The 20,358-nt window shown below is 69.6% G+C and carries 20 protein-coding genes; 3 read left to right on the top strand and 17 right to left on the bottom strand.

The window, feature by feature from the left end:
- Positions 1 to 59: 59 nt before the first annotated feature.
- Genes Acor_RS39515 through Acor_RS45820 form a run of 6 tightly spaced genes read right to left on the bottom strand, consistent with a single transcriptional unit; the run spans position 60 to position 5,965 of the window.
- Positions 60 to 1,529 carry a sensor histidine kinase gene (locus Acor_RS39515; RefSeq protein WP_246239778.1) on the bottom strand — a complete coding sequence of 490 codons (1,470 nt, stop codon included), beginning with the start codon at positions 1,527 to 1,529 and terminating at the stop codon, positions 60 to 62.
- Positions 1,530 to 1,548: 19 nt separating this feature from the next.
- Positions 1,549 to 2,238, bottom strand: coding sequence for a response regulator transcription factor (locus Acor_RS39510; protein WP_155341892.1), 690 nt, complete (start codon positions 2,236 to 2,238; stop codon positions 1,549 to 1,551).
- Positions 2,235 to 2,774, bottom strand: a complete 540-nt coding sequence (locus Acor_RS39505; protein WP_155341891.1) for a hypothetical protein — start codon at positions 2,772 to 2,774, stop codon at positions 2,235 to 2,237. The genes Acor_RS39510 and Acor_RS39505 overlap by 4 nt, the downstream gene beginning before the upstream one ends.
- A 19-nt stretch (positions 2,775 to 2,793) precedes the next feature.
- Positions 2,794 to 4,077 (bottom strand): ABC transporter permease, encoded by a 1,284-nt coding sequence (locus Acor_RS39500; RefSeq protein WP_155341890.1) that lies wholly within the window; start codon positions 4,075 to 4,077, stop codon positions 2,794 to 2,796.
- Positions 4,074 to 4,808, bottom strand: coding sequence for an ABC transporter ATP-binding protein (locus tag Acor_RS39495; protein ID WP_155341889.1), 735 nt, complete (start codon positions 4,806 to 4,808; stop codon positions 4,074 to 4,076). The genes Acor_RS39500 and Acor_RS39495 overlap by 4 nt, the downstream gene beginning before the upstream one ends.
- The gene (locus Acor_RS45820; protein ID WP_281353309.1) at positions 4,805 to 5,965 is read right to left on the bottom strand and encodes an efflux RND transporter periplasmic adaptor subunit; all 1,161 of its coding nucleotides are present in this window, start codon (positions 5,963 to 5,965) and stop codon (positions 4,805 to 4,807) included. The genes Acor_RS39495 and Acor_RS45820 overlap by 4 nt, the downstream gene beginning before the upstream one ends.
- Before the next feature lie 117 nt (positions 5,966 to 6,082).
- On the opposite strand from Acor_RS45820, the gene Acor_RS39485 reads away from it, so the two are divergent.
- The gene (locus tag Acor_RS39485) at positions 6,083 to 7,618 is read left to right on the top strand and encodes an efflux RND transporter periplasmic adaptor subunit (RefSeq protein ID WP_170317332.1); all 1,536 of its coding nucleotides are present in this window, start codon (positions 6,083 to 6,085) and stop codon (positions 7,616 to 7,618) included.
- Between the two features lie 3 nt (positions 7,619 to 7,621).
- Here Acor_RS39485 and Acor_RS39480 read toward each other — a convergent pair whose 3' ends face one another.
- From Acor_RS39480 to Acor_RS39470, 3 genes are all read right to left on the bottom strand, one after another.
- Positions 7,622 to 8,332: a response regulator transcription factor gene (locus Acor_RS39480; protein ID WP_155341887.1), complete on the bottom strand. Its 711-nt coding sequence runs from the start codon at positions 8,330 to 8,332 to the stop codon at positions 7,622 to 7,624.
- A 65-nt stretch (positions 8,333 to 8,397) separates the two neighbouring features.
- Positions 8,398 to 9,558, bottom strand: a complete 1,161-nt coding sequence (gene lhgO / locus Acor_RS39475) for an L-2-hydroxyglutarate oxidase (protein ID WP_155341886.1) — start codon at positions 9,556 to 9,558, stop codon at positions 8,398 to 8,400.
- A complete protein-coding gene (locus Acor_RS39470) occupies positions 9,555 to 10,565 on the bottom strand; it encodes an NAD-dependent epimerase/dehydratase family protein (protein ID WP_155341885.1) in 1,011 nt (336 codons plus the stop codon). The genes lhgO and Acor_RS39470 overlap by 4 nt, the downstream gene beginning before the upstream one ends.
- A gap of 76 nt (positions 10,566 to 10,641) precedes the next feature.
- Here Acor_RS39470 and Acor_RS39465 point away from each other — a divergent pair, with 76 nt between their 5' ends.
- Positions 10,642 to 11,004, top strand: coding sequence for a hypothetical protein (locus Acor_RS39465; protein ID WP_155341884.1), 363 nt, complete (start codon positions 10,642 to 10,644; stop codon positions 11,002 to 11,004).
- A 1-nt stretch (position 11,005) separates the two neighbouring features.
- On the opposite strand, the gene Acor_RS39460 is transcribed toward Acor_RS39465, so the two are convergent.
- The 3 genes from Acor_RS39460 to Acor_RS39450 all read right to left on the bottom strand — a co-directional run bounded on the left by Acor_RS39460 (position 11,006) and on the right by Acor_RS39450 (position 14,996).
- Positions 11,006 to 13,498, bottom strand: coding sequence for an SCO7613 C-terminal domain-containing membrane protein (locus Acor_RS39460; RefSeq protein WP_155341883.1), 2,493 nt, complete (start codon positions 13,496 to 13,498; stop codon positions 11,006 to 11,008).
- 128 nt (positions 13,499 to 13,626) lie between these two features.
- On the bottom strand, positions 13,627 to 13,917 hold the full coding sequence (locus tag Acor_RS39455) for a Fe-S cluster assembly protein HesB (protein WP_155341882.1): 291 nt from the start codon (positions 13,915 to 13,917) through the stop codon (positions 13,627 to 13,629).
- Between the two features lie 71 nt (positions 13,918 to 13,988).
- Entirely contained in the window at positions 13,989 to 14,996 is a 1,008-nt protein-coding gene (locus tag Acor_RS39450) for a hypothetical protein (RefSeq protein WP_155341881.1), read from the bottom strand.
- Positions 14,997 to 15,094: 98 nt separating this feature from the next.
- Here Acor_RS39450 and Acor_RS39445 point away from each other — a divergent pair, with 98 nt between their 5' ends.
- On the top strand, positions 15,095 to 16,066 hold the full coding sequence (locus Acor_RS39445; RefSeq protein ID WP_155341880.1) for an aldo/keto reductase: 972 nt from the start codon (positions 15,095 to 15,097) through the stop codon (positions 16,064 to 16,066).
- Positions 16,067 to 16,179: 113 nt separating this feature from the next.
- Here Acor_RS39445 and thpR read toward each other — a convergent pair whose 3' ends face one another.
- The 5 genes from thpR to Acor_RS39420 form a co-directional block, all read right to left on the bottom strand.
- Complete coding sequence (thpR, locus tag Acor_RS39440; protein WP_155341894.1) at positions 16,180 to 16,728, bottom strand: RNA 2',3'-cyclic phosphodiesterase; 549 nt, start codon at positions 16,726 to 16,728, stop codon at positions 16,180 to 16,182.
- A 31-nt stretch (positions 16,729 to 16,759) separates the two neighbouring features.
- Complete coding sequence (locus Acor_RS39435; protein WP_308805722.1) at positions 16,760 to 18,112, bottom strand: MFS transporter; 1,353 nt, start codon at positions 18,110 to 18,112, stop codon at positions 16,760 to 16,762.
- Between the two features lie 32 nt (positions 18,113 to 18,144).
- The gene (locus Acor_RS39430) at positions 18,145 to 18,606 is read right to left on the bottom strand and encodes a MarR family winged helix-turn-helix transcriptional regulator (protein ID WP_155341879.1); all 462 of its coding nucleotides are present in this window, start codon (positions 18,604 to 18,606) and stop codon (positions 18,145 to 18,147) included.
- Between the two features lie 127 nt (positions 18,607 to 18,733).
- On the bottom strand, positions 18,734 to 20,146 hold the full coding sequence (locus Acor_RS39425) for a glycoside hydrolase family 10 protein (protein ID WP_155341878.1): 1,413 nt from the start codon (positions 20,144 to 20,146) through the stop codon (positions 18,734 to 18,736).
- Positions 20,147 to 20,223: 77 nt separating this feature from the next.
- Positions 20,224 to 20,352 carry a cellulose binding domain-containing protein gene (locus Acor_RS39420; protein ID WP_281353310.1) on the bottom strand — a complete coding sequence of 43 codons (129 nt, stop codon included), beginning with the start codon at positions 20,350 to 20,352 and terminating at the stop codon, positions 20,224 to 20,226.
- Positions 20,353 to 20,358 lie beyond the last annotated feature (6 nt).

Here is a 20,358-nt window from a genome sequence, read left to right as displayed (position 1 = left end):
AACCATGTCCGCCGGTGAGGCCGAGATCAGCGGCCAAAGTGGGGCCAGCGAAACCCCGGTCAGGGTTGGGTGGGGAGTTGGATGCGGAAGAGGGCGCCGGGGGTGGTGTTCTCGGCGGTGATCGTGCCGCCGTGGGCGTGGACCAGGGCGGCGGCGATGGAGAGGCCTAGGCCGGTGCCGCCGGAGTTGCGGGTGCGGGAGGGGTCGCCTCGGTAGAAGCGTTCGAAGACGCGGTCGGGGTCGCGGAGGCCAGGGCCCTCGTCGGCGACTTCGATGCTGGCGGTGGCGTCGGGGGTGATGCCGACGGCGACGTGGAAGGCGGTGCCGGCGGGGGTGTGGCGGAGGGCGTTGCCGACCAGGTTGCCGATCACCTGGCGGAGGCGGGCTTCGTCGCCGGCCACGGTGACGGGGGTGTCGGAGTCGTCCAGGCGCAGGAGTTCGATTTCGCGGTCGGGGGCGAGAAGCTGGGCGTCGAGGACGGCGCCTGCCGCGAGACTGAGGATGTCGACCGGTTCGCGTTCGAAGGGTCGTTGCTGGTCGAGTCGGGCGAGGAGAAGGAGGTCGTCGACGAGTAGGCCCATTCGGGCGGCTTCGTCCTCGATTCGGCGGATCAGGCCGGCCAGGTCGTCGGCCGGGGTTCGGGTGAGTTCCTGGCGGTAGAGCTCGGCGAAACCGCGGATGGAGGTCAGCGGGGTGCGCAGTTCGTGGGAGGCGTCGGCGACGAAACGCCGCATCCGTTCCTCCGACCGTTTCGCCTCGTACGCCGAGCGGTTGGCCGCCGCCTCCGAGGCCTCCCGGTCCTGGAAGGCCGCTTCGATCTGGGTGAGCATGCCGTTGATCGCCCGCCCGAGCCGTCCCATCTCGGTACGGCGATGCCGCATCGGCACCCGCTGCGACAGATCGCCCCTGGCGATGGCGGCGGCCGTGCGCTCGACTTCGCCGAGGGGGCGCAGGCTGCGCCGTACCAGCCAGTAGCAGGCGAGCCCGAGCGCGACCAGCACGGCCCCGCCGGCGCCGGCCACGATCGTGGTCAGGCGGGAGACCGTGCTTTCGATGTCGCCCATGCTGACCGCGACCACCCGGCTCTGGCTGTCCCGCCCGGGAACGGCGATCACCCGCCACGGCGGGTCCTGGCCGCCCACGGACGGCACGGTGAACGGCCTGCCGAGGCGCTGCCGGACTACGTCGGCGGTCAGCACGGGCAGGGCGGGTTTCTCCTCGCCTGGCGATTCGGCCACGGTCAGCATCGGGAGGCCCTGCGCGTTCAGGATGACCACATGGAAGAGCCCGGGGAAGCGCTGCGTCCGGAACGGGCTGTCCCGGAACCTCGGCTCGGCCTCCGGAAGGTCGATCATGTCGCGGAGCGGGCGACTGGCGGCGGACAGCTGCTCGTCCACCCGCTCGGTCAGGTAGCCGCGCAGCAACTGCACGGCGAACCCACCGGTCAGCGCGATGGCCAGAGTGACCATGGCAAGCGTCCCGACCACCAGCCGAAGCCAGAGCGGGGTCCGCGCGAGCCGCTTCTTCACGAGAACACCATGGACGACGTCATCGGCGGGGGGCGCGCAGGACGTAGCCGACGCCGCGGAGGGTGTGGATGAGTTTGGGGCCCTGGGTGTCGACCTTGCGACGGAGGTAGGAGACGTAGGACTCGACCACGTTGCGGTCGCCGCCGAAGTCGTAGTGCCAGACGTGGTCGAGGATCTGGGCCTTTGAGAGCACGCGGCCCTGGTTGACCATGAAGTAGTGGAGGAGTTTGAACTCGGTGGGCGAGAGCCGCACCGGGTGGCCTTGGCGCCAGACCTGGTGGGCGTCCTCGTCCATTTCGAGGTCGGCAACCTGGAGACGGTCAGGGAGGGTGGCGTCGCTCGCGGTGCGGCGGAGGACGGCGCGGATTCTGGCCAGGACCTCCTCCAGGCTGAACGGCTTGGTCACGTAGTCGTCGCCCAGGGCGAGGCCGGCCAGCTTGTCCTCGGTGGTGTCTCTGGCGGTGAGGAAGAGCACCGGGATGCGCCGGCCGGCGGACCGCAGCCGGGAGGCGACTGCGAAGCCATCCATGTCAGGCAGCATAACGTCGAGAACCATGAGGTCAGGACGTACCCGTTCGGCCATCAGGACGGCTTCTCTGCCGTCGGCGGCGATGACGACTTCGAATCCGGCGAGGCGCAGGCTGGCGGCGAGCAGTTCCCGGATGTTGGGTTCGTCGTCGACCACCAGCAGGCGTGCTTCGGCCTTCATCGGCGACTGCCCAGTCCGGGAACGCCGCCTTCGCTGACCGTAGTGGCGGCGACGTTGCCGTCGGCGTCGCGCTCACCCTGGACGATCACCGTGCTGCCGGGCTTGATGTCGCCGACCTTGCCCTCCTTGGAGATCTGGATCTTGGTGTCGCCGGTGGTGGTGACGACCGTGGTGGCGCCGTTGGCCTCGACGTAGATCTTGTTGCCGTCGACGAGCTTCACGGTGCCGAAGGTCGTGTTGCCCAAAGCCCCAGCACCGGTTCCGGTTCCGCCCTGACCGCCCTGGCGCGAGCCGCCTTGGCCGGACAGCATGCCGGCGACCAACGCCTGCCGATCGTTCGTCCCGCTGGCACCCCAGAGTTTCTGCGCCTGGATGCCGAGCAGCACCCCGGCCATCAGCACCACACCCGCGGCCAGCGTGACGGTCAGCTTCGACGTCTTCGCGCGGACCGGGCGCGCCATCAGCTCACGGTCGAGATCGTCGCCGTACGGCGAGACCTCCAGCAGCTCACCCTGAGACGCCCTACGCCTGCTCACATTCGCTCCTCATCCGAAATCATTCGAAGCGCAACGCTTCAATGGGCCGCAGCTTGGCGGCGCGGTTGGCGGGATAGCTGCCGAAGAAAAGGCCGATCGCGACCGACACCCCGAGGGCCAGCGCGACCGAACTCGGCACCACCGACGGGGTGATCCCGGCGATGGTGAACTGGGCGCCGATCACCGCGATCGTCACCCCGAGCAGGCCGCCGAACAGGCTGAGAATGGTGGCCTCCGCGAGGAACTGGCCGAGGATCGCGCTGCGGGGCGCGCCGATGGCCTTGCGAATGCCGATCTCCCTGGTCCGCTCGGTGACGGTGACCAGCATGATGTTGGTGATGCCGATGCCGCCGACCAGCAGGCTGATCGCGGCCACCGCGCCGAGCAGAACGGTGAACGTGCCGATCGCGGAGCCGACCGTTTCCTGGAGGGTGGCCTGGTTGAGGATGCGGAAGTCGGCGGCTGCCGTACCGGTGATGCCGTGGCGCTGGTTGAGGACCTGGGTGACCTCGTCCTGGGCGGCGTTCACCGTGTCGGCGCTGGTGGCCTGCACCACGATCTGGCCGAGCGGCCCGAAACCGGTCAGGCTCTGCTGGACGGCGGGCAGCGGCGCGATCGCCAGGTCGTCGCCATCCTGGAAGCCAGAAGAACCAGACTCCTTCAGCACGCCGACCACGGTGAACGGCACCCCGGTGACGTTGATCTGCTTGCCGACCGGGTTCACCTCGCCGAACAGGTTCTCGGCCACGGTCTGGCCGATCACAATGACCTTCCGGGCGGCCAGGATGTCATCGTTGAAGAAGTACGTGCCCTGGGCGACCGGCTTGTTGGACGCCTCGAAATAGCTGGGGTAGGAGCCGACCACCTGCTGGATGGCGTGGCTCGCGCCTTCGTAGGTGACCGTCTGGCTCTGCGCGGTCACCACCGGCGACACGCTCCGCACCGACGGCGCGTTCGCTTTGTCCGCCAGAGCGCGGGCATCGTCCACGGTCAGATCTTTGGCCTGGGTCCGCGGACCCGAATTCTGCTGCCCGCCGTTCCCGCCACCGCCGAGCAACCTGGCGAAGCCACCGCCGCCACCACCACCGCCACCGCCGCCCGACGTGGTCGAGGAGACCGTGAGCGAGTTCGCGCCCAGGCGCTGGATGTCCCCCTGGATCTGCCGGGAGGCGCCCTCCCCCACCGCGACCAGCAGGATCACCGCGGCCACGCCGATCAGAATGCCGAGCGTGGTCAGCGTGCTGCGCATCTTGTTGGCCGTGAGGCCGCGCACGGCGAACCGCAGCACTTCGAGCGTGTTCACATGCTCACCTCTTCGAGCCGGGGCGGCGGTCCCAAGACCGCCGACTGGCGGATGTCCGCGATGATCTGCCCGTCCATCAGGCGGACGACGCGTTTGGCGTGCGCGGCCACGTCGGATTCGTGGGTGATCACGACGATGGTCCGGCCGTCCAGACTGAGCTGGTCGAAGATACTCAGCACGTCACGGGTGGACGTGCTGTCCAGCGCACCGGTGGGCTCGTCGGCGAGTAGCAGCGTCGGCGCGTTGACCAGCGATCTCGCGATCGCGACCCGCTGCTGCTGCCCCCCGGACAGTTCATTCGGCTGATGGTGTACCCGATCGGACAAACCCACCCGATCCAGCGCGGCCAGCGCGCGCTTCCTGCGCTCCGCGGCCTTCACTCCGCCGTACGCCAAGGGCAGCTCGACGTTCACGAGCGCGCTCATCCGGGGAATCAGGTTGAACGACTGGAACACGAATCCGATCTTGCGATTCCTGACGACGGCCAGGCGCGTCTCGTCGAGCACGCCCACATCCGTGCCATCCAGCCGGTACGCCCCTGACGACGGCACATCCAGACACCCGATGATGTTCATCAGCGTGGACTTGCCAGAACCGGACGCACCCATGATCGCCACATAGTCACCGGGCTCGACGGCGAGAGTGACTCCGCGCAACGCGTGCACGGCCGTCTCCCCTTCGCCGTAAATCTTGCGGACATCCTGAACATCGAGAACGAGGGGCGTGTTCACTGGCTTCCTCCACCCTGACCGCCGCCGCCCGCTCCGCCGCCACCGCCACCGCCACCGCCACCGCCGCGGATCAGGCCGCCACCGCCGAGGCCGCCCGGGATCGGGAGCCCGCCACCGGTGGTCGAGGTGTTCGTGGGACGGACGACCTGGTCGCCTTCCTTCAGCCCGGAGACGATCTCGGTCGCGGTGTCCCCCTTCACGCCGACCTCCACTCGGGTCCTGACCTGCTGGCCGTTGTTCAGCAGGGTCACCGTGCTCTGGCCGCCGGCCGTGGTGATCAGCGCGCTCGGCAGGGTCAGCACGTCGTCGACGGTGTCGACGGTCACCCGCACGCTGGCCGTCTGCCCGAGCCGCACGGTCGGCGGGACTTCGGAGAGGGAGATCGTGGCAGCGTACTGAACCACATTGTTCGTGGTCTGCGGCTGCGGGTCGATCACCGTGACCTTGCCGCTCGCGGCGACCCCGGTGAGCGCGTCGAAGGTGACGGTAGCCGCCTGGCCGACTTCGAGCCTGGTCACGTCCGCTTCGGTGAACTGGCCGACGATGCGCAGTTTGGCGGTGTCGGCCAGCTCGATGAATCCCGAACTCGTGGTGCTCTGGGCACCCGTGCCCGTACCACCAGACGAACCGGAAGAACCACCGGACGAACCGCCCACGGTTCCGTTCACGGCGGTCACCGTGCCCGCGTACGGCGCTTTGATCACCGTCGCGTCCAGGGCGCGGTCGGCGGCGCGGTAGGCGTTGCGGGCGTTGATGTACTGGGAGTAGCCGGAGGCCGTCGAGGTGTCGGCGTCCTCGGCCGCGTCCAGGCTCGCCTTGGTGGCCTCCAGCGACTCGCGCGCGGCAGTGTCGTCCAGTCGGGCCAGAATCGCGCCCTTCTTCACCTTGTCCCCCGGCTCGACCTTGATCGACTCGACGGTGCCGCCGGCCCCGAAAGTGAGCGATCGGGTCCGTGCGCTCTCCACGGCACCGGAGGCCGACACCGAGGCGACCACATTGCCCCGGGTGACCGGCGTGGTCAGCGGCGCGGCTCCCGCCGGGGAGCCGCTGCCCAGCGAGGCGTACGCGGCTGCCACGCCGCCGAGCAGTAGCCCCGCGAGCAAGAGGTTCACGATCAGCGCTCTGCGCTTCGTCGACAGCTTCACGAGGCTAGACACTGCCGGTCCCCGCTTGAGTCCAGCTCCGCTGTCCCTGAAGGTTTGCTGCCAACACGCACAGCCAACTTTCAGGCAGGGTTAAGCGGGTCATGACGCGCGCTCGCCAGGATGACCGCCATGATGTCGAGCAGCCCGTCCGCCCTCCTGCGCAAGGGAGGGCTCGCCCTGGCGGCGATCGTCCTGGTGAGCACCGGCGTGATCTATCTGTCCGGTGACGACTCCGCCGCGGCCCCCCGGGTGGATCTCGTCTCCGCCGAACGCGGCACCGTGGTCTCCGCCGTATCCGCGGCCGGCACCACCGTCGACAACGGCGTGCGCGACCTCTCCTTCACCTCCGAGGGCAAAGTCCAGAAGATCTACGTCTCCATCGGCGACAAGGTCACCAAGGGCGACATCCTCGCCCGAATCGACAACACTGCCGCCAAGGAGAACTACACCGCGGCCGCGGCCACCCTGGCCGCCGCCGAAGACGCACTCGAAAACCCCACCTCGACCGGCACCACGACCGGCACCACGACCGGCTCCGGCGCTGGCAACGCATCTGGATCCGGCGACGCATCCGCGTCCAGCAGCGGTTCATCCGGGAGCGGTTCGGGATCGAGTTGCCCGCCGTCTGACGCGGGCAAGCCGAGCGCGAACCCGACCGCGAAACCAACTGCCACGGGTCGGCCCAGCGGAGCAGCCCAGCCGTCGCCTTCCGCGGCCCCCGGAGCTCCCGTCGGCGTCGAACCCGCTCTTCCCGGATCCGCTTCGGACTCGGCCGGCACTCCCGACTCCCCGGGCAAGCCCGGCTCCGCCGGCGGCGGCGACCGCCCGTCCGATGACGTCGGTCTCGTGATCCAGACCCAGCCGCCCGCCCCGCGGCCAAGCCCCACCCCGACCGTGACTCCAACCCCCTCGGCAGCCCCCGCCTGCACCGGAACGCAGGGCAGTCAAAGCAACCAGGGCGGGCAGGGATCTCAATCCGGACAGGGCGGTGGCTCCGGTGGCGGCGCACAAGGCGGCCGGGTCCTGAGCGAGGCGGAACTGGAGGCGAACGTCAGCAAGGCCACCACCGACCTGGCCGAAGCCAAGGAAGCCCTCGCCGGGGTCACCATCAAGGCTCCGGCCGCCGGAACCGTGCTCTCCATCGCCGGCACGGTGGACACCGACTACACGACGGGCACCTTCATCACCCTCGGCGACCTGGACAACCTCCAGGTCCACGCCCTGTTCACCCAATCCGACATCGGCCACCTGAAGATCGGCCAACCCGCCGAGATAACCCTCACCACCGACCAGACCACCAGCCACCCCGGCAAAGTCAGCCACATCGACCCCACCGCCACCACCACCGGCAAACTCGTCCAGTACGGCGTCACCATCACCTTCGACACCCACCCCGACGCCCTGCTCCTGGGCCAGTCCGCCACCGTCCAGGTCACCACCGCCGAAGCCGCAAACACCCTCTACGTCCCCGCCAGAGCCGTACAGACAGGCCAAGACGGAACAACCACCGTCACCACCCAATCCGGCCAGAAGAAGCCCGTCCACACCGGCATCCGCAGCGACCTCTACATCGAGATCACCAACGGCCTGACCGAGGGCGACCAGATCACCCTCCCCACCGACACAACCACCAACGGCTTCCCCGACAGCACTTTTCCAGGCTGAGGTTCAGCTGGCCCGCATCACATACCCGACGCCCCGCAACGTGTGAATCAGGCGGGGCGTCGTCCTGTTGTCGATTTTGCGGCGCAGGACCGACACATAGGACTCCACGATTCCGGCGTCGCCGCGGAAGTCGTAGTCCCAGACGTGGTCGAGGATCTGGGCCTTGGACAGCACGCGGCCCGTGTTGGACATGAAGTAGCGGAGCAGTTTGAACTCGGTCGGGGACAGGGAGACGACCGCGCCGCCGCGCCAGACCTCGTGGGACTCCTCGTCGAGTTCGATGTCGGCGAACGCGAGCCGGGGCGGCGCGGCGAAGGGGTCGCCGGAGGTGCGGCGGAGGACGGCGCGGATTCTGGCGACGACCTCTTCGAGGCTGAAGGGCTTGGTGACGTAGTCGTCGCCGCCCAGGGTCAGGCCGCGGATCTTGTCCTCGGTGGCGTCGCGGGCGGTGAGGAAGACGACCGGCGTGTAGGTGCCGCTGCCGCGCAGCCGCCGTACCACCTCGAAGCCGTCCACGTCCGGCAGCATCACGTCGAGCACGATCAGGTCGGGCCGGTGCCGGCGGGCGGCCGTGACCGCCGACTTGCCGTCGGAGGCGGTGTGCACCTCGAATCCCGCGAATCGGAGGCTCGCGCCCAGCAGTTCCAGGATGTTCGGTTCATCCTCGACGATCAACAGCCGGGCTTCAGCGGAGGAAGAAGATTCAGGCACCATGGCAGCTTCTTGAGGCGACATGAACGGATGGTCGGCACTTTACGAAGTTCGTCTTAAAGGCACCGTCAAAAGATCGAATCCACGATGTGCCTGGCTATCGCCAGGCTGGAGGTCGCGGCGGGCGAGGGCGCGTTGCGGACCAGCACGATCGGGCCGTGCGTGTCGATGGCGAAGTCGTCCAGCAGCGCGCCGTCCCTGGCCACGGCCTGGGCGCGCACTCCTCCCTCGGTCCTGACCAGGTCTTCCATGGTTAGGGATGGCACGTAGCGGCGGGCGGCTTTGAGGAAGGAGCGTCTGCCCAGCGAGCCGTACACCTCGCGGAGGCCGGTACGCCAGTGCTGGGCGGCCATCCGCCGGGTGCCGGGCCAGGCGGCGATGGCGCGCAGGTCCTTGAGTGAGATCTTCGACCAGGAGTAACCCTCTAACGCGAGCGCCATGACCGCGTTCGGGCCGACCAGCACTTCACCGTCGATGCGCTTGGTCAGGTGCACGCCGAGGAACGGGTATTGGGGGTCGGGGACGGGATAGATCAGGCCCCGGACCAGCCCTTTCGCGGAATCCGTCAGTCGCAGGTACTCGCCGCGGAACGGGATGATCCGCACGTCTCCCGGCTGCCCGGCCAGCGCGGCCACCCGATCCGTGCCCAGCCCGGCGCAGGAGACCAGCCGGTCGAAGCCGAATTTGGTCCGCCCGGCCAGCACCTCCACTCCGGACGCGGTCTCCCGGATGGCCCGGACGGGCAGGCCGAGCCGGACGTCCAGGGGTGCGGCCAGGCTGCGGGCGACGGCGGGGAAGTCGGCGATCGCGGTGTGCGGGGAGTGCACAGCGCCGACGCCGACCGCGTGCGGCTCGATCTCGCGCAGGCCGAGCGCGTCCAGCACGACGACCCCCGGCACACCGTTCTGGGCGGCTCTGGCGGCGATCCGCTGCATTCCGGCGAGTTCACCCCGGGTGGAGGCGATGACGAGCTTCCCGACCTCCTCGTACGGCAACCGGTGTTCCGCGCAGTACTCCCGCAGCAGCGCGACCCCGTCCCGGCAGAGACGCGCCTTGAGTGAGCCCGGCTGATAGTAGATGCCCGCGTGCACGACCCCGCTGTTGTGCCCGGTCTGATGCGCGCCGACCTGATCCTCCTTGTCGAGGACGGTCACCTCGGCCCCCCTGGCGGTCAGCTCCCGCGCGACCGCCAGCCCCAAGATGCCCGCTCCGACAACCCCGATCCTCATGTCAGCCGTCCTACCTTCGCCGCGTCGATGTGCCCCTGGTCGCGAAGCCAGCGCAACGCGTCCGCGATCGTCTCCTGCCCGGGGCGGAGCCGAATCCCCAGCCCTTCAAGGGTAGAACTGTCCTGGGTCGGCACCATTGTGACCATGATCTCGACGGCATCCCGGGTGAGGGGATAGTCGATCCGCCAGACCTTCCTGATCAGGTCCAGGAGGGCGCCGGCGGCCATCAGGGCTCCGGCCGGCACCTTGTACCGGCGTCCGGTCAGGCCGGTGACCTCATCACATAAGTCCGCCACCTGCGCCCAAGTCAGGAAATGTCCCCCGAGCATGTAGCGGCGCGGCCCTTGCCCGGGGGACATGCACGCGGTCAGCACCAACGCCACATCCCGGACATCCACCAGCGCGCAACCGCCGGGAACCATCGGCCAGCCCTGCTTCATGGAGGCGACCAGTCCCTCGTTGAAGGCGTCCACGGTCGGCTGGCAGGGCCCGGACACCCCGCCGGGGTAGACAATCGTCACCGGATGGCCCTGTTCCTGGAGCTCCCGCGCGTAGCGCTCGCCCACGATCTTCGTCTTGCCGTACGCGTTCCGAGGACTCGCCAGCGCACTCTCCGTAGTGATCACCGGGCCGCCCGGCGGCACGAACACGGCCGTCGTGGACACGTGCACGATCGGATCCAGGCCCAGTTCGGCCGCCTGGCCGAGCACGTTGCGCAGCCCGCCGACATTGGTCCCGGCCAGATCCCCGCCGGGCCCGGTCACGCCGATCTCCGCCGCCGCGTGCAGGACCGCCTCCCCGCGCGCCAGCCCCGCCCGTACGGCTGCCGCGTCCCGGATATCCGCCACGCAGATCTCGAACTCGTCCGCGACACCCAGCGCGACCAGCACCTTCCTGGCCTTCTCCGGGCTGCGGACCAGCAGAATGGGCTCGTGGCCGGCGGCGCGGAGGGCGGCGACCGCGTGCGAGCCGACAAAACCGGAGGCACCGGTCACCACTACGCGCATGCCCGCAAGTTAGCGCGGACATACCCATCGCAATAGGTCCACTCACCATCGAACTTGTGTTCGGTATGATGGCGGGATGTACGTGCCGCCGGAATGGCCGTCCGAGGTGCGCCCGCCCGGCAGCCCGGACTGGGAGAACTCCGCCGTCGACTGGCTGCTCGACGCGGTGCCGCCCGACTACCGTGCGTACGGGGTGCTCCGCCGCCATCCGCTCGCGCTGGCCCGGATGGCGCACCACCACGTCCGGGCCGAGATCGAGGCGGCCCGCGCCGGATACCGGGGAGCCGCCGTGGACCTCAAGGAGCACCTGCCCCCGCATGTCGTGGAGGCGGTCCTTGAGGTCTACCGCCAGGAGGGCCCGCGCCTGGTCGCCCTGGCGGAGTCCATCGCCGTGGTGGAACGCGCGCTCCGCGGCGAACGTTTCGTGGCCAGGATGTGAGTCAGCGCAGGCCCTTGATCATCGCGCCGAACCTGCGGACGTCCCGCATCCGCGCCTCGTAGGTGGCGCCGACCAGGAGCAGCAGCAGCCCGCCGACGGCCACCGGCACCCAGCGCGGCACGTTCAGCACCAGGTCGGACACCCACGGCGCGAGTTCGTGGATCGCGACTATGGCCAGCGTGAACCCGCCGAGCAGGGCGGGCGCCTGGAGCCGCCACCGCGCCCCGGCCAGCAGCACCAGCAGCGAGACCACGCCGAGGGCGAGCGGCCTGGCCCAGTGCTGCGGCTCCGGGTAGATCGCCAGCAGGCTCGGGAGCAGCGAGAAGGAGAGGCCGCTGCCGTAGGCGAGCCAGGAGGACTGGTCCTTGGCGCGCCACCAGCCGAAGGCGAGCAGGACGACCGAGACGGGCACGGTGTACGCCTCCACGACGGAGATGTCCTCGGCGTAGAGGCGGGTCCAGGAGGCGAGCAGCAGGAGAACTGTGCCGACGTATCCGGCTTTACGGCGGTCGGAGCGCAGGGCCGTACCGATCGCGATGAGGCCGGCCAGGGCCAGCGCGACGCTGAGCATGCGCCGATCCACCACCCAGGCGAGCCCGACGAGGGCGAGGCCGTATCCGGCGAGCTCCACGCCGATGCCGTCCCTGGGCAGCAGCCAGGCGGCGACGGCGGCCAGCGCGGCGACCGCGATCAGGACGAACGTCACATAGTCGGGGCTCTGTCCGGCCGCCAGCCACACCGCGACGGCCTCGCCGCCGACCAGCGCCGTCGCCACCCCGGCGGCCCCGGCCCGGACGGCGGGCAGGCTCGCCCGCCAGGCCACCCCAGCCGCGAGCACCGCGAGGACGGCCGCCGCGACCAGGGTCGCCGTCCTGGAGACCAGCGCCCACGCCGCCACCTCGGCGACCATGGCGAGCGCGAGCCCGGCGAAGGCGACCTCACGCCCGAACAGGGCTCCGGCGGCGAGTCCGGCCGTGACCACGAGCTGGACGGCGATCAGCACCCAGAAGGGCAGATTGAACGCGACCGGCAGCACCGCCAGCAGCACAGCAATCACCGCTGCCGAGCACACGATCGGCACGCTCTTCTCGCGGACCACCAGGGCGCCGAGCGCCACCGCGATCGCCACGGCCGCGAGCACGACCAGCACGGGCGGCGTGAGAACGACCTGGTTCAGGCCGAGTTCGTCCCGTGCGCCCAGCCCACTCGGGCCGCCCCACACCGCGTGATCCCGCTCGAAGGGCCCGACCAAGGCGACCATGACCGGGACCAGCACCGGCGAGGCGACCAGCAGGCCGAAGGCTCCGGCGGCGACGCCCATCGCCTTACCGAGCTCACGCCGGACGCCTCTGATCCCGAACACCGCGATCCCGGCGACGAGGAAGGCCGCGAGCGGGGTCGGCACCGGCCACCAGCCGCTGTCGATCGACACCCGGATCGGATACGCCAGCGCCGCCGCGAGCGCGACGGCGGCGCCGCCCGCGAGCGGGGTCGTCCACTTGCCGCGCAGGGCCTGGAGCAGCGCGATGACCGCCGCGCCGACAAGCACGCCAGAGAGGGCGATAGCGCCCTGAAGGTCGTCGCCCTGGATGGTCATCAGCACGCCCGCGACCGCGCCGAGAGTCCAGGTGATCCAGAAGAACACGGCGGCGGTGCCGCGCTTGAGCAGGTTCCAGAGCAGCAGGTCTAGCCCTGCGGTGCCCACCAGGGCGGTGATGATCCAGATCGGCTCCCGGTCGAGGGTGAGGATCGGCAGGGCCAGCTGGCCGAAGCCGATGGCCACCGGGACGGCCAGTTTGAGCGCGCGGATCTGCTCGCCGGCGACCGCGTGCACCGCCAGGCCGTACAGGGCGAAGAGCACGCAAACGACGGCGATCAGGATGCCGGTGTACGTCAGCGGATCAACCCGGTCGAGCCCGGCCACACCGACCTGCCAGGCGGCGTAGCCGTCCAGCAGCATCAGGGCGAACCCGAGCAGCGAGACGGTCTCCGCTGTGGTGCTCAGCCCCCGGCGCAGCAGCACCAGCGGGGTGGCGAGCGTCAGGGCGGTGAACCCGAGCAGCACCGCCGCCCGCCCGCCGATCCCGAGATAGCCCCAGCTCACGACGGTGAACACGACGGCCGCCACGACCAGCAGCAACCCACCCAGACCCAGCAGCAGGTTCTGTACGGCCTTGCCGGACATATCCGCCGGCCGCGGCGGCGCGACAAGCGGACGCCCCCCGACCGGCGCCTCCGGACTGGGGCTCCAGCTTGCCTGGCCGGCGGCCACCGGAACCCTCTCACGCTCCAGACGGAGGGTCCTGAGCAACACCTCACGGCGGGCCAGCAGGTGCCCTTCCCGGGCCCGCAGATCGGCCAGCGCCACATCGAGCCGCCACAGCTCGGTCGCGGTCGCCCCGACGAGCGGCAGCCCGCAGTTCGGGCAGGAGGCGTACGACCCGGTCAACTGCTGCCCGCAGTCGGGACACGGAAAGGGACCAACGGTGTTCATGGTTGAACAATGCCGCCCCGACCCACCCCGGCACTATGCGTTCATGTACTCAGTTACCGGTAAGTAGCCTCAAAACGGCGAATCCCGGCCTTCACCTACCCGAAGGCCGGGATCCACGATGGTCGGGCTCAGAGGAAACTCTGACGCTCGATCCTGAAGGAGACCCCGCCCTGCTCGTCGATGGCGGCGTCCAGCGACTTGTCGTCGAGCACGTCGGCCGCCTCGGCGTCCAGGAAGACCCGGGCGCCCTCGACATCGATCACCTGGTCGGTGACCGCGGGAGCGTCCGCCACTGAGAGCAGCAGAGCGCCCGGCTCGTCGGCCTGTCCCGCGATGCGAATGCCCGTGTCCACCGAATCCGTCGACTGCGCGGTGAGATCACGGATCACCTGTACGGCGTTGTCCGTCAGTGTGAGCACGATGACTCCTCGTTCTGGTCGGGTGTTTCGTCCCACCTTGCCCCCGACCGGCGACTTCACACATCCGAACTTCAGCGAACCGTCCACCGGGCCAGCAGCACGATGATCGCCATCGCGGCCACGGCGACCCCGACCCACAACGCGATCATGGCCGTGGACACCCCGCCCGGCCCGGCCGACGCGACCGGCTGAACCTTCGTGGACCGCCCTGTTTCCACTGCTTCCGGCGGAGTCGGCGACGCCCGCACGCCGGTGACCTCAGCCGGCAGCGGAACTTCGTAGACCGGGCTGTTCAGGCCCTCGGAACCGGTCAGCAGCGCACGCCCATCCCGCGTGTAGGCCACCGACTCCGACTGGGCGAGCGCGGGCATCGTCACCTTGGACAGCAACTGGTCCGGAGCCTTGTACACCGAGGCCGAGAAGTAGGTCCTGATCACGAAACTGGAGCCGTCCGGCGCGTACGCGGCGTCGGTGGCCATGATCGGGGCCTCCCCGACCCGGCGCAGCACATTCGTCCGGTCGGTCCTGAGCTCCTTCGGCGCCTGGTAGATCGAACCGGAGAACTCCTTGGTGACCACGTACAGCCGCCCGGTCTTCGGGTGCACCATGATTCCCTCGGCGTTACGCCCGCCGTCGGCGTACCGGAACCGATACCGCACGGCCTGGAGGGTGGCACTCCGGAGGCGCTCCGGCTCAATCACCTTGTAGACGGAAATATCCGGCCATGCGCCTTCCAAATTGTCGCCGATGTCGGCGAACCACAGCACGCCGCGACCGGTCTGCGGGTCCGTCGAGGCCGCCATCGCCTCCCAGTCCCTGGCCTGCGCCCCGGCCAGCGTGAACGTCGCCCGGGTCTTCCCGTCCAGGCCGACCGCGAAGAACTGCGCCCCCGCGTCGCTGTCGTTGTGGGTGTAGACGAGGTCAGGACGCGTCGGCGAGAGCGCCAGCCCGCTGGACTCGGTGATCCGCTTGTCCTTGAACTCGAACAGGACCCGTTCGGTGTCGTCCCGGGTGCCCGCCCACGCCGGCGCGGCCGTCCCGACCCCGAGCAGCAACACCACCAACCCCACGAATTTCATCCCGTTCCCCCCGATCCGCGCCCCATGCGGCAATCATTACTGAAGGTGTGCCCAAGACGCTCGCCAGGAGTCCACTCCAGGTTCATAAGCTGAGGTCCATGGAGTATGGACAGCTAGGTCGCACCGGACTCAAGGTCAGCAAGCTCTGTCTGGGCACGATGAATTTCGGCCCGCACACCACTGAGGAGGACTCCTTCGCGATCATGGATCGCGCCCACGAACTGGGGATCAACTTCTTCGACACCGCCAACGTCTACGGCTGGAAGATGGGCGAGGGCGTCACCGAGCAGATCGTCGGCCGCTGGTTCGCCCAGGGCGGCGGCCGCCGCGAGAAGACGGTCATCGCCACCAAACTGTACGGCTCCATGGGTGAGTGGCCCAACGACAACCTGCTGTCGTCGCTCAACATCCGCCGCGCCTGCGACGCCTCGCTGAAGCGCATGCAGACCGACTACATCGACGTCTACCAGGCCCACCACATCGACCGGAACACCCCGTTCGAGGAGTTCTGGGAGGCCATGGAAGTCCTCAGGACCCAGGGCAAGATCCTGTACGTCGGTTCGTCCAACTTCGCCGGCTGGCACATCGCCAAGGCCCAGGAGACGGCCCGCCGCCGCAACTTCCTCGGCCTGGTCAGCGAGCAGTCCAAGTACCACCTGCTGCAGCGCTCGGTCGAGCTGGAGGTGCTGCCGGCCTGCCAGGACTACGGGCTCGGCGTGATCCCGTGGAGCCCGCTCGCCGGCGGTCTCCTCGGCGGCGTCCTCAGGAAGATCGAGAAGGGCCGTACGGCCACACCCGACCAGCAGGCCGAGATCGAGCGCCTGCGCCCGCAACTGGAGCAGTACGAGGCGTTCTGCGATGAACTGGGCGAGGACCCGGCCAACGTCGGCCTGGCCTGGCTGCTGCACCAGCCCGCCGTGACCGCTCCCATCATCGGCCCGCGTACGGCCGGGCAGCTGGACGGCACGACCCGCGCGCTGGAGATCGAGCTGGACGAGAAGTCGCTGGCCCGCCTCGACGAGATCTTCCCCGGACCCGGGGGGACCGCGCCGGAGGCGTACGCCTGGTAACTGATCGGGGGCGCGCTGGTCAGGTGACCAGCGCGCCCAGCACCACGATCAGCACGAGCACGGCCAGCACGGTCGGCACCAGCCATCGGCGAGGACGATCCACGCCGACGAGCCTAACCGCGCCTGCCGAGTGGGTAGGCCTCGACGGGTTCATATCGTAACGGCGGCCCGAGATGACTCTCGAACAGTTGTACGCTATCCGCCTCCCAGGGCGTGCTGTCGAACCCGCCCAGCGCCTCCACCAATGGGGACAGCTCGACGGCCTTGCGCGCCCTCGCCAGGGTGAAATGCGCCCGGTAGGGCCGTTCGTCGGTCTCCCCGGCCCCCGCCCGCCGCGCCCCCGCGGCCACCGAGCCCGCCAGCCGGGCCAATCGGGCCGGCGCCCGCAGGCTGAGCCACAGCGTGATCGCCCGGCCCGACTTCAGGAACGCCCCGGCCTTCCCCAGGGCCAGCGGCATCGGCTCGTGATGCCCGGCCGCCCGCGCCAGCCTGACCCGGAGCTCGGCCTGCGCCCGGTCCGGCACCTCCCCCAGGAACGCCAGCGTGATGTGCCAGTTCGCCGGGTCGACCCAGGCCAGCTCCGGCCAGTCCCGCCGCAGCGGGGTGACGGCGTCGCGGACCTCGGTTAGCACGTCAGGGGGCGGCACCAGGGCCACGAACATCCTGCTCACCCTCGGATTGTCGCAGCCCGGCTCAGTCGGCGGCCGACGGCAGGACGCGGCGGAAGGCGCGTCTGGCGGCGCGGGCCGGGTTGAGCGGCTCGGCCAGGCCCTGGCGTTTCGCGACCAGGCGGGTGACCAGGAGGGCCAGGCCGACTCCCATCAGGCTGAGCGCGCCGGTGACCATGACCGCGACCCGGGGGCCGGCCAGTTCGGCCAGCCAGCCGACCAGGGGGGCGCCGATGGGGGCGCCGCCGGTGAACACCAGGATGTAGATCCCCATGACCCGGCCGCGCATGGCGTGCGAGGCGCCCATCTGCACGGTCGCGTTGGCCGTCGTGTTCACGGTGATCATGGCCATGCCCGCCGGGATCAGCAGGATCAGGAACGTCACGTAGCCGGGAGCCAGTGCCGCCATCATCTGAAATATCCCGAAGAAGGCCGCGCCCAGCAGCAGGAAACGCCGGCTCGGCTTGATCCGCCGGGCGGCCAGGAGCGCGCCGCCCAGCGCGCCGATGGCCAGCGCGCTCGACGCGATCCCGAACGCCGAGGAGCCCGCGCCGTACACGTTGGTCGCCATCAGCGCGATCGCCGTCGAGAAACTCTGCGCGAAGACCGCGACGAAAGCCACGATCAGCATCGGCAGCAGCAGGTCCGGCCGCCCCCAGACGTATCGCAGGCCCTCCCGGAGCTGGCCCTTCGCCCGGGGCACCCGATCCGGCGTCCGCAGTTCGCTCTTCCGCATCAGCAGCAGCCCGGCGATCACCGCCCCGAACGACACCGCGTTCACCATGAAGATCGGTCCGGTGCCCATCAGGTAGATGAGCACGCCCGCCAGCGCGGGCCCGACGACCCTGGCCAGGTTGAACGTGGAGCTGTTCAGCGCGATCGCGTTGGAAAGGTCGTCGTGCCCGACCATCTCCACCACGAACGCCTGCCGGGTCGGCACTTCGACGCAGGCCAGCAGTCCCAGCAGGAACGCCATCACGAAGACGTGCCACACCTGGACGGCCCCGCTCACGATGAGCACGCCCATCGCCAGTGCCAGCAGTCCCATCAGCGACTCGGCCACCAGCAGCAACTTCCGCTTCGGATAGCGGTCGGCCAGCATGCCGCCCCACAACCCGAACAGCATCATCGGCAGGAACTGCAACGCCACGGTGATCCCGAGCGCCGTCCCGCTCCCGCCGGTCAGGCTCAGCACCAGCCAGTCCTGCGCCGTGCGCTGCATCCAGGTTCCCACGTTGGAGACCACGCCGCCCAGCGCGAACAGGCGGTAGTTGTAGTTCCGCAGGGACCTGAACATCCCCGCGGTGACTACCGCCTTCCCGTCCGGCTCGGGCACCACGCCGTCACCGGCCGCGTCAGGTACGGCCCGCGGGATCACCTCGCCGGCCGCGTCCGGTACGGCCTTCGGAGCTACATCGTGGAGAGCTTCTCCAGGATTGGCGCCGCCGACCGCAGGGTCGCCCGTTCCTCGGGGGTCAAGTCCTTCAAGCGCTGGGCCAGCCACGCCTCCTTGAGGCGGCGTTCCTCCTTGAGCAGGTTGGTGCCCGCCTCGGTGACGCTGATCGAGACCTGACGGCGGTCCGTCGGGTGCGGAGTGCGGGCCAGCAGGCCGCGTTCCTCCAGCTTGGCGATCACGCGGGTCATCGAGGGGGGTTGCACCTTCTCGTGCTCGGCCAGTTCGCCGGGGCTCATCGCGGTGTGGCGTTCGACGGCGGCCAGGGTCGCGAGCTGAGTGGGGGTCAACGAGTGGTCCATGGCCTGTTTGCGCAGGCGGCGGTTCAACCGGGCGAGCGACACGCGGAGCGCGGACGCCAGACCTGCGTCGCTGCGCAGGCTCACAGTCGACGCGATCTTCGGGGTATTCGTTAGCATAAGTCATTACCTCTGCTAACTATATACGACATATCAGTATTCCTCCAAGACGTACCTTCCCGTACGGGATGGCGTGAACACCGCGAGGGCGCGGCTCCGGGAGCCGCGCCCTCGCAAATGCCAATAATCAGGGCGATGTGCAAGCGTATCCGGACGGAAGCCTTGCGCTGCCGTTCGGACGACTGCCCTGGAAGCCGAAGGTGGTGGCCGCTCCCGCGCCGAGACTGCCGGTCCGCCGCACGGTCACGGTCTGCCCACTCCGGGTGACCGTGGCGTTCCACGAACCGGTGATCGTGTGCCCGGCCGGCAGCGTGAAGGTCACCGTCCAGGACGGAATCGCCGACCCGCCCGCGGTCACCGTGACCGGCTGGATCACGTAGCCGTTGCCCCACTGACTCTGCGTGGTCGCCACGACCGAGCACGCCCCGCCGGGACTAGGGCTGGGGCTCGGGCTCGGGCTCGGGCTGGGGCTCGGGCTCGGGCTGGGACTAGGGCTGGGGCTCGGGTTGGGGCCGATGAGCAGGGCGGCCCGGATCGAGGCGTAGGCGGGCTTGCGGTTCAGGGTCGCGTCCCATGGCAGCGCGAAGCCCTGGCCTGGGTAGTCCAGCGGGACGAAGGAGTACTTGTCCGTGTAGTCCCACAGGGTGATGCCGACGCACCGGGCCACTGCGAGGCAGGCCGTGACGACCGTGGCGTAGTCGGCGGCCTGCTGGGTGTCCTTCGCCGCCGTCCTGGGAGTCGGCATCCGGATGTCCAGCTGGGTGATCGCGACGTCCAGGCCGAGGGCGGCGAAGCGCTGCATGTTCTGCGTGAGGGTGACGGGGATCTGCCCGACGGCGAGGTGGCCCTGCAGCGCGACGCCGTCGATCGGCACGCCCTGTGCCCGCAGGGACTGCACCAGCGCGTACATCCCGTCGCTCTTGGGGTTGAGGCCCTCGACGTTGTAGTCGCTCAGGTAGAGCTTGGCGGCGGGGTCGGCGGCCCTGGCGGCGCGGAACGCCTCGGCGATGTAGCCGTCGCCGAGGCGCTGCTGGAAGAAGGAGTTCCGCCGGGTCCCGTTCTCGTTCAGCGCCTCGTTGACCACGTCCCAGGCCACGACGCTGCCCGCGTAGTGCCCGGCCACATGCGTGATGTGATTGCGCATCGCGTCGAGCAGCTGGCCGGCGGGCAGGCTCTGCACCCAGGCGGGCGCCTGGGAGTGCCAGACCAGGGTGTGGCCGCGCACGAGCTGACCCCCCTGCCGGGCGGGATTGACGATCGCGTCGCCTCCGGTGAAGTTGAATATGTTCCGGCTGGGCTCGGTGGCGTCCCATTTCAGCGAGTTCTTCGGGGTGATCTGCCCGAACTCACTCCGCAGGATGGCGGTGTAGGGCGCGTCGTTGAGCGCCGTGTTGTCGGTGGCGGAGCCGAAGTACCTGCCCCGGGCCTTCGCGTGGTCCCCGAGGGTGTCGGCAGCCTGCGCCGGCAGCGCGGGCAGCAGCGCCCCGACGAGTACGGCCATGAGGATGCCCACCCGAAGGCGGGGGTGCGCTGGGGTCATGAAGATCCCTCCGGAGGGGCGAACGGGGCCGTGGCTGCTCAGCCACGGCCCCGCTCAGTACTTCAGTCGCTGGGATATCAGGGAGAGGTGCAGGTGTAGCCGGTCGGCAGCGCGGTGTTGCCGTTGGGACGGCTGGCCTGGAAGCCGAAGTTGCCGCTGCCGCCCGCCGGGAGGTTCCCGTTGTGTCCCACGTTCCTGGCGGTCACCGTCTG

Origin of the sequence: Acrocarpospora corrugata, from assembly GCF_009687845.1 — a bacterium.
Classification (GTDB): Bacteria; Actinomycetota; Actinomycetes; order Streptosporangiales; family Streptosporangiaceae; genus Acrocarpospora; species Acrocarpospora corrugata.
The sequence above is the reverse complement of the archived record's forward strand: the minus strand, read 5'-3'. Positions and strand labels throughout refer to the sequence as shown.